The sequence below is a fragment of the Thermostichus vulcanus str. 'Rupite' genome (genome assembly GCF_022848905.1).
Lineage (GTDB): Bacteria > Cyanobacteriota > Cyanobacteriia > Thermostichales > Thermostichaceae > Thermostichus > Thermostichus vulcanus_A.
On sequence record NZ_JAFIRA010000004.1, the window covers coordinates 120195 to 127096 of the forward strand.

A 6902-nucleotide genomic window follows, 5' to 3' on the forward strand; every position below is an offset into this window, starting at 1 on the left:
CCCGGTATGTTTGCCAAATTCATTTCAAACTCAAACGATACGTCTCTGCTTACAGCAACGGGTGCTTCAGAAGCAGACTTCACCTTATTTGGACAACCGGCTCGCCAGGGCCGCTGGCTCTTCATTCCCCTTGGGATCCTTGTGCTGCTGTGCTTGGGAACGGTGTATTCCTGGAGCATTTTCCGCAAGCCTCTCGAAGCCGAACTAGGGATCCCGACCGCCGATAGTCTGCTCCCCTACACCTTTGCCCTGGTGTTCTACGCCGCCCTGATGCCCATTACGGGGTTTGTCATTCCTCGCTGGGGATCCCGGCGGGTGCTGGCTTTGGGGGGTAGCATTGTGGGCCTGGGCTACATCCTGGCCAGTTTTGCCAACACGATTGGCTGGGTCACCCTCAGCTATGGCGCTCTCGCCGGCGCGGGGGTGGGGATAGCCTATGGGGTGCCGATGGTGGTGGTGGCGCGTTGGCTGCCGGATCGCAAAGGACTAGCGGTGGGGTTGACCATCATCGGCTTTGGTTTGTCCCCTCTGATCACAGCTCCCTTAGCCAATTATTGGATCGAAGCGCTCGGTGTTCGGTCAACCCTACGGTTGCTCGGGATCCTCTTTGGGGTCGTGATTGTCGCCCTATCTACCCAGCTCAAGTTGCCCCCCACCGACTGGATCCCGGTTCGGGCAGAATCTATCCCCGCACAAATCTCCGGCCATTTCTCCAGCCATTCTTCTGCTCTGTTCAAAACTCGGTCTTTTTACGGGTTGTGGATCTGCTACGCCATCGGTACCTTGATCGGGTTAAGTGCGATTGGCATCTCCAGCCCGGTTGGAGAAGAACTGATCGGCTTGGATCCCACGTTGGCTGCCAGTAGCGTGGCTTTGTTTGCCATTTTTAATGGGCTAAGTCGTCCCCTATTCGGTTGGTTGGCCGACCACTTTCAACCCCATCAGGTGGCCACAGGATCCTATGGCTTGGTGATTCTGGCCTGTGGGCTGATGATGGTCTCGCCCCAGGGATCCTTGGTGTCCTATTGGGTGGCGTTTTCGTTGCTGTGGTTCTGTCTGGGGGGCTGGCTGGCGATGGCCCCTACTCTGACCCTGCGCCTGTTTAACCCCGCTCGCTATGCCCAAAACTATGGGGTTGTCTTTACCGCCTATGGGGTTGGGGCCTTGACCGGGACGATGATCACCGGGCAGATCCGCGACTGGCTGGGCAGCTATAGCTATATCTTCTACGGGATGGCGGTTTTGGCGATACTGGGGATCCTGGTGGCCAACGTTTTTTTGAGGGAGATGATGGTGGAGGCGAAGTGAGTTGAGTTCCTCTACCAACAAAGATATAGGCTCTGTCCCATCAAAACCCCCGGCACTTCAAGGGTGCCCCAGCCTGCCCTCGGCATTTTCGGAGCATCAAAGGAGCATCAAAGAGGTGTCAGTGTCAGTATTGCTCCAACAGGTGACCCAAGGGGCACAGTAAGCGGATCCCTGGTACAACGGAGACAGCCTTCTGCTTTTGGCCCATGCCTGATATCCTTCTGCTCTCTGGGAGTCCTAGTGCTTCTTCTCGCTCGGAAGCTGTCTTACATCATGCCGCCGGGATCCTGGCCAATTCGGGATTGACCACTCAGTTCGTTTCGGTGCGAGATTTGCCTCCCGAAGATCTGGTGCTGGCCAAGTTTGATAGCCCTCAGCTCAAGCAGATTCAAGAAAAGGTGGCCCAAGCCGCTGGGATCATCCTCTCTGCCCCCGTTTACAAAGCTTCTTATCCGGGTGTGTTTAAGGCCCTGCTGGATTTGCTGGATCAGGATGCCCTCACGGGTAAGGTGATTCTGCCCATCGCAACTGCGGGCACTTTGGCCCACTTGCTCTCCATCGACTTTGCCATGAAACCTGTGCTGGCAGTGATGGGGGCAACCCATATTTTGAAAGGGATTTACATCCTCAGTTCTCAAATTCAGTTCGATGCTGCCGGAACCCTCCAGTTGGAGCCTGACATCGAAGAACGCCTGCAAACTGGGATCCAAGCCCTTGTGCAAGCGGTGAACCGGTAAGTTCTTATCAGTTCTCGAAATCTTCTCTCAAACTCTTAAATCGCTTCACCCGTTATTTGGCCAGCCCGTGCAAATTCAAATTCGCCATCTCATTGAATATCGCTACAGTCGTCCCGCCCAACTGGAACCCCATACGGTGCGATTGCGACCGCGCTGCGACGGGATCCAGAACCTCTTGGCCTTTGACTTGCAGGTGGATCCGCCCCCGGTTGGCCAATCTCCCCTAGTAGATCTGGAGGGCAACGCAACCGACCAAGTTTGGTTTGGGGATCCCACAGAGCATCTGCGCATCCAAACTCAGGCCACTGTCCAAACCTTGCGGCACAACCCCTTCGACTACCTCCTCTTCGACTGGGCCACCCACCTGCCCATCGACTATCCCCGCAGCTTGGCAGCTCAATTGCAACCCTACCTAACCCCGCAAGCGGATGCCAGCCTCCAAACCCTAGCCTGGGAACTTTGGGATCAGGTACACGGGGAGAGTACCGCTTTTTTGCAAGCGCTGAACCAGCGCATCCATACAGAATGCCGTTACATTCTGCGGGAAAAAGGGGATCCCTGGCCTGCCAGCCTGACATGGCAGCGCAAAACCGGATCCTGCCGAGATTTGACCCTGCTGTATATGGAGGTGTGCCGAACCGTGGGCTTAGCAGCACGATTTGTCAGTGGCTACCAAGTGAGTGGGCCGGAGTTGCCCGAGGAAGAAGGCAATGCAACAGAATCGGATCCCGTTGTTCATCATCATCTCCATGCCTGGGCAGAAGTGTATTTGCCGGGGGCGGGATGGCGGGGGTTTGACCCCACCCAAGGGTTGGCAGTAGCCGATCGGCATGTGGCCTTGGCCGCCAGCGCTCATCCGAGCGGCGCGGCCCCGATCCGCGGCCATTGGTTGGGACGGGGCATTCAAAGCAACCTGCACTACAGCATCAGCCTAGAGGTCAGTGACAATATCAGTGGCAATATTCAAGGCCCAGTCCAACGGCTTTCAGCAGCCGGTTTGCACCCTGTCTAATGGGCCAATCCAATTGCAGTGTCTCCCCGAAAAAGGTTCTGGCTGGATCCCAAAGCGGCGGTGTAAGATGACGGAGTTTAGCCAAGCTTTAGAGAGTTTGCCGAGGGATCCCGTTGACCCAGTCTATTGATATCTCCGCTAGCGTCGATACGTTTTTGCAGGAGTTGGCCGCTATTCAGCAGGTGGGGCCGAAGCGAGTCGCAATCCTGGGTAGTCGTCATGTGCCCATTACCCACCAGTATTTGATCGAGACCCTCAGTTACGCCCTAGCCCTAACTGGCAACCACATCCTCACCTCTGGGGCCATTGGCACCAATCTGGCGGTGATTCGTGGGGCCATGCGAGCAGATATGAAATCCCTGACGGTAATCCTGCCGCAAAGTTTGGAGCGGCAACCCGCAGAGTCGCGGGCCAGCCTGGAGCAGGTGCTCCATCTGGTGGAACACCCTGAGAACGACCATCTTTCCTTGGCAGAGGCCAGCCACCTGTGCAATCTCGAAATCATCAGCAAGTGCCAGCAGTTGATTTGCTTTGTGTTTCACGACAGCGTCACGTTATTGGAGGCCTGCAAGCACGCAGAAGATCAACACAAATTGGTAACCCTCTTCTATTTCGACTGATTCTTCAACTGAGGTGACTGAGGATCCCGCTGGGGAAGGGAAAAGTGCTCTTTTAGCCAAGTTTCCGCCTCGGCTGGGGTGGTAAGCTGGCCATCTAGGGTACGGTAGCGCAGTTGATCCAAGATCTCCTGGAAAGACGGGCCGGGTGGGTACCCCAACCGACGCAAATCGTGACCATTAAGTAATGGCTTCACCCAGTGCCACTCCTGCAGATACCGCCAAATGAGTCGCCGAGCTGGTTTGGGGGCAATGGCGGCCAACAGAATCACCGCTGGGATCCGCAACCGTTGGAGAAGCTCCACCACGTGACTGGGGGGCAGTTCCGGATGAAGCTGAGCCAATACCTTTTGGTAGTATGGGTAAGTGCTCAGACGCTCGATGCCCGCCTGGGTGAGGTGCAGTTGGCTAGCTACCTGGGGGGCTTGGGGCAAAGTGAGCAGCAGAGCCTCGAGGCGCAGTTGCCAGATCTCATGGGATCCCAACTCCGGATAACGATGGCGAAAATGGGTGGCCCAATAGCCAACCCGTTGCAGTCGCTGACGTAAGGAGGGATCCCACTCCAAATCGGGGTGAATACAACGCAAGGCGCCCCACTCCGAGAGCTGCTGAAAGGCTGTGGGCCAATCGCGGGATCCGAGAATATAAGCCAACTCCTGCTTGAGCCGATCCCCACCCACCGCATCATGCAAGCCACTGGCCACGGCAGCTCGGAGTCTTTCTTCGGTACTGGAATCCAGCCGGAAACCCAGGCGCACCGCAAAGCGCACTGCTCGATAAATCCGGGTCGGATCCTCGACAAAACTGTTGGGATGCAACACCCGGATCAACCCCTGTCGCAGATCCGCTTGGCCACCAAAGAAATCCAACAGCTGTCCCCGTTGGGGTCCGTTCAGGCGTAGAGCCAGGGCATTGATGGAAAAATCCCGCCGGTACAGATCCTGCTGGATGGATCCCATCGCCACCTCCGGGGGAGAGGCCGGATAAGGATAAAACTCCGTGCGGGCACTGGCAATATCTACGCAAACACCTCCTGGCCAGATCAGGGCCGCGGTTTGAAATTTGCCGTGGATCTCCAGACGGGCTTCCGGGAAGTGCTGTTGCAAGGCTTGCCCCAAAATCAACCCCCATCCCGTCGGATCGGCACCATCCCCCCGCAAGGGGTAGGGTCCATCCACCACCAAGTCCAAATCCAGTCGCTCCAAATCCGGTAGCGGCTGTCGTCCCCACTGGTACAACAGCAGATCCCGCACGGCTCCCCCCACCAAATACACCTTTAGCCCACGCGCATCGGCCATTTCGGCGGCCCGTTGCAACAGGTGCCGATGCTGTTCCGACAAGGCTGCAAAGGTGAGATCCAAGCTGGGGTGGGCCTGGGGATCCCGCCGGGTGAGTGGGGCAAACAACGGGGCATAAGCGGGCAACTCGTGCAGATGGCGCAACACATCCGTACGGGTGACAATGCCCACCAACTGCCCATCCTGCAGAACCGGCAGCCGACCGATATCCCAATTCACCATCAGTTGCTGGATCTGGGCCAGCGGTGTATCCGGGGAGAGGGTTTTCACCTCACGGGTCATGTAGCCCTTGACGGGGGCATGGCCGAAACCGTGGTGTAGAGCAATATCGATATCCCGCCGCGAGATCACCCCCACCAACTGCGCTTCCGCATTCACCACCACCAACCCCGAATGTCCGTAGCGCAACAGCACCCGTTGGGCTTCATCAATCGTGGTTTCCGGACGAATCGTCCGCACCGGAGCCGACATCAGATCCTGCGCCGTGACGGGTGCTGGGATCCGTTCTTCTAGGGCGCTCATGAGCGCTTGGGCCACTTCCTCTGGGTTGGGTAGGGGTTGTTCCGAACTGGCTTTGAGGGTGGCGGCGGCGGCACAATCGTGTCCACCCCCCCCATAACGGCTCATCAGTTGGCCCAATTGAGCGAAATCCTGCCTGGCCCGCCCGATCAAACTCAGCCGTTCCCCCTGCCGCGCCACCAGGATCAACACATCCACATCCGTTAGATCCATCAGCCGCATCACCAAACCCGCTAGCCCCGGCACAAATTCCGGTAAATCCAGCAACCATTCCCCCAACCGATAGCCCCCCACCTGGCGCACCTGCATCTGGGTCAGCCCTTGGCTGAGCAGTTCCCGCATTTCTGGGGTGAGACCATCCCCTAAAAAGCGCCGCAGCAGGATCAGATTCACCCCTTGCCCCAGCAGCCAAGTGAGCGCCTCGGCATCCCGAGCGGTGGTTTCAGGGAAGGTCAGGGATCCCGTATCCATGTGAATACCCAGAGCCAGCGCTAAGCGCTCAAACGGACTGAGCGGGATCCCACTAGCCCGGATCCGTTCCACCAGTAAAGTGCAGGTTGCCCCCACCGCTTCGATGTGGCTGAGCACCGTCTGATCCGGCCAGAACTCATGGGCAGGGGTTTGCGAATCGGCAACATGGTGATCGAAGATCTCGAGGGTTATACCGGGTGTATTCAGCCAAGTAGCTGCTTTGCCCAAGCGATCCGGGTCATGACAATCCACCAAAATCCACTTCTGAACTTGCTGGGGATCCACTGAGCGCAGCTCAATCAGTGGAAATTCATCCCGGTGCAAAGACAAGAACTCCTGCACCCCCGGCAGGGATCCCCCGGTCAAGACGATTCGCGCCCCTGGAAACAACCGTGCTGCCCCGACTGCCGCCCCAAGGGTATCGAAATCCGCCGATTGATGACAGAGGATCAAGTCCATGAATGCCAAACTCGTGGTGCTCCTGCTCTCCATCCTGACTTACCTGGGGAAATTCATGGGAGCGGCAACCCCGCCGGTATTGTCTAGCACAGTAACGCTGTGGGGAGTTGCTACAGACTGACCTCAGTGGTTTATCCTTCTTTGTGAAATACTCCCGACGCTATACCTACGGATAGAGCGCGGGCTTCTCAGTGACCCCTGCCAGTGCAATCTCCTTCGGAGACGCTCTGCGAACGGGCGTTTCCTGAGCTTGATTGACGGGATGCCCCACCGCCAAATACTTGATATTGATTGCCGCATTGTGGTCACGGTCTAGTTCCAGTCCACAATGAGGGCAGGAATGCCACCTATCACGGATTTCTTTTGCAACCTTCTGACCACAACCAGAGCAATTCTGAGTTGTACCGTTGGGATTCACAGCCATCGTCATCAACCCAGCATTTGCAGCTTTGACTGAGAGAATTCGCAGGAATTGACCCCA

At 57.1% G+C, this 6902-nt stretch carries 7 protein-coding genes; 5 read left to right on the forward strand and 2 right to left on the reverse strand.

Translation table 11 applies throughout. From position 1 onward, the window contains the following. Window positions 1-6 precede the first annotated feature (6 nt). The 4 genes from JX360_RS03235 (at window position 7) to JX360_RS03250 (ending at window position 3677) form a co-directional block, all read left to right on the forward strand. Window positions 7-1308: an L-lactate MFS transporter gene (locus JX360_RS03235; protein WP_244349138.1), complete on the forward strand. Its 1302-nt coding sequence runs from the start codon at window positions 7-9 to the stop codon at window positions 1306-1308. A gap of 206 nt (window positions 1309-1514) precedes the next feature. Next, window positions 1515-2045, forward strand: a complete 531-nt coding sequence (ssuE, locus tag JX360_RS03240) for an NADPH-dependent FMN reductase (protein WP_244349139.1) — start codon at window positions 1515-1517, stop codon at window positions 2043-2045. A 67-nt stretch (window positions 2046-2112) separates the two neighbouring features. After that, window positions 2113-3057, forward strand: a complete 945-nt coding sequence (locus tag JX360_RS17685) for a transglutaminase family protein (protein ID WP_244349140.1) — start codon at window positions 2113-2115, stop codon at window positions 3055-3057. A gap of 113 nt (window positions 3058-3170) precedes the next feature. Then, a complete protein-coding gene (locus JX360_RS03250) occupies window positions 3171-3677 on the forward strand; it encodes a DNA recombination-mediator protein A (protein WP_244349141.1) in 507 nt (168 codons plus the stop codon). Here JX360_RS03250 and JX360_RS03255 read toward each other — a convergent pair. Next, window positions 3665-6421, reverse strand: a complete 2757-nt coding sequence (locus JX360_RS03255) for a CBS domain-containing protein (protein ID WP_244349142.1) — start codon at window positions 6419-6421, stop codon at window positions 3665-3667. The genes JX360_RS03250 and JX360_RS03255 overlap by 13 nt on opposite strands. Between JX360_RS03255 and JX360_RS17450 the strand changes: the two genes are divergently transcribed. Then, complete coding sequence (locus JX360_RS17450) at window positions 6420-6542, forward strand: hypothetical protein (protein WP_279611200.1); 123 nt, start codon at window positions 6420-6422, stop codon at window positions 6540-6542. The two genes, JX360_RS03255 and JX360_RS17450, sit on opposite strands and share 2 nt — an antisense overlap. Before the next feature lie 45 nt (window positions 6543-6587). Here the strand turns inward: JX360_RS17450 and JX360_RS03260 are convergent. Beyond that, a partial coding sequence (locus tag JX360_RS03260) for a transposase (RefSeq protein WP_244349143.1) occupies window positions 6588-6902 on the reverse strand: 315 nt, incomplete at its 5' end.

Bases quoted from the DNA above. Each gene is read 5' to 3' on its own strand.
- JX360_RS03255 (WP_244349142.1), bottom strand. From the start codon at position 6,421: ATGGACTTGATCCTCTGTCATCAATCGGCGGATTTCGATACCCTTGGG.
- JX360_RS03235 (WP_244349138.1), top strand. From the start codon at position 7: ATGTTTGCCAAATTCATTTCAAACTCAAACGATACGTCTCTGCTTACA.
- JX360_RS17450 (WP_279611200.1), top strand. From the start codon at position 6,420: ATGAATGCCAAACTCGTGGTGCTCCTGCTCTCCATCCTGACTTACCTG.
- ssuE (WP_244349139.1), top strand. From the start codon at position 1,515: ATGCCTGATATCCTTCTGCTCTCTGGGAGTCCTAGTGCTTCTTCTCGC.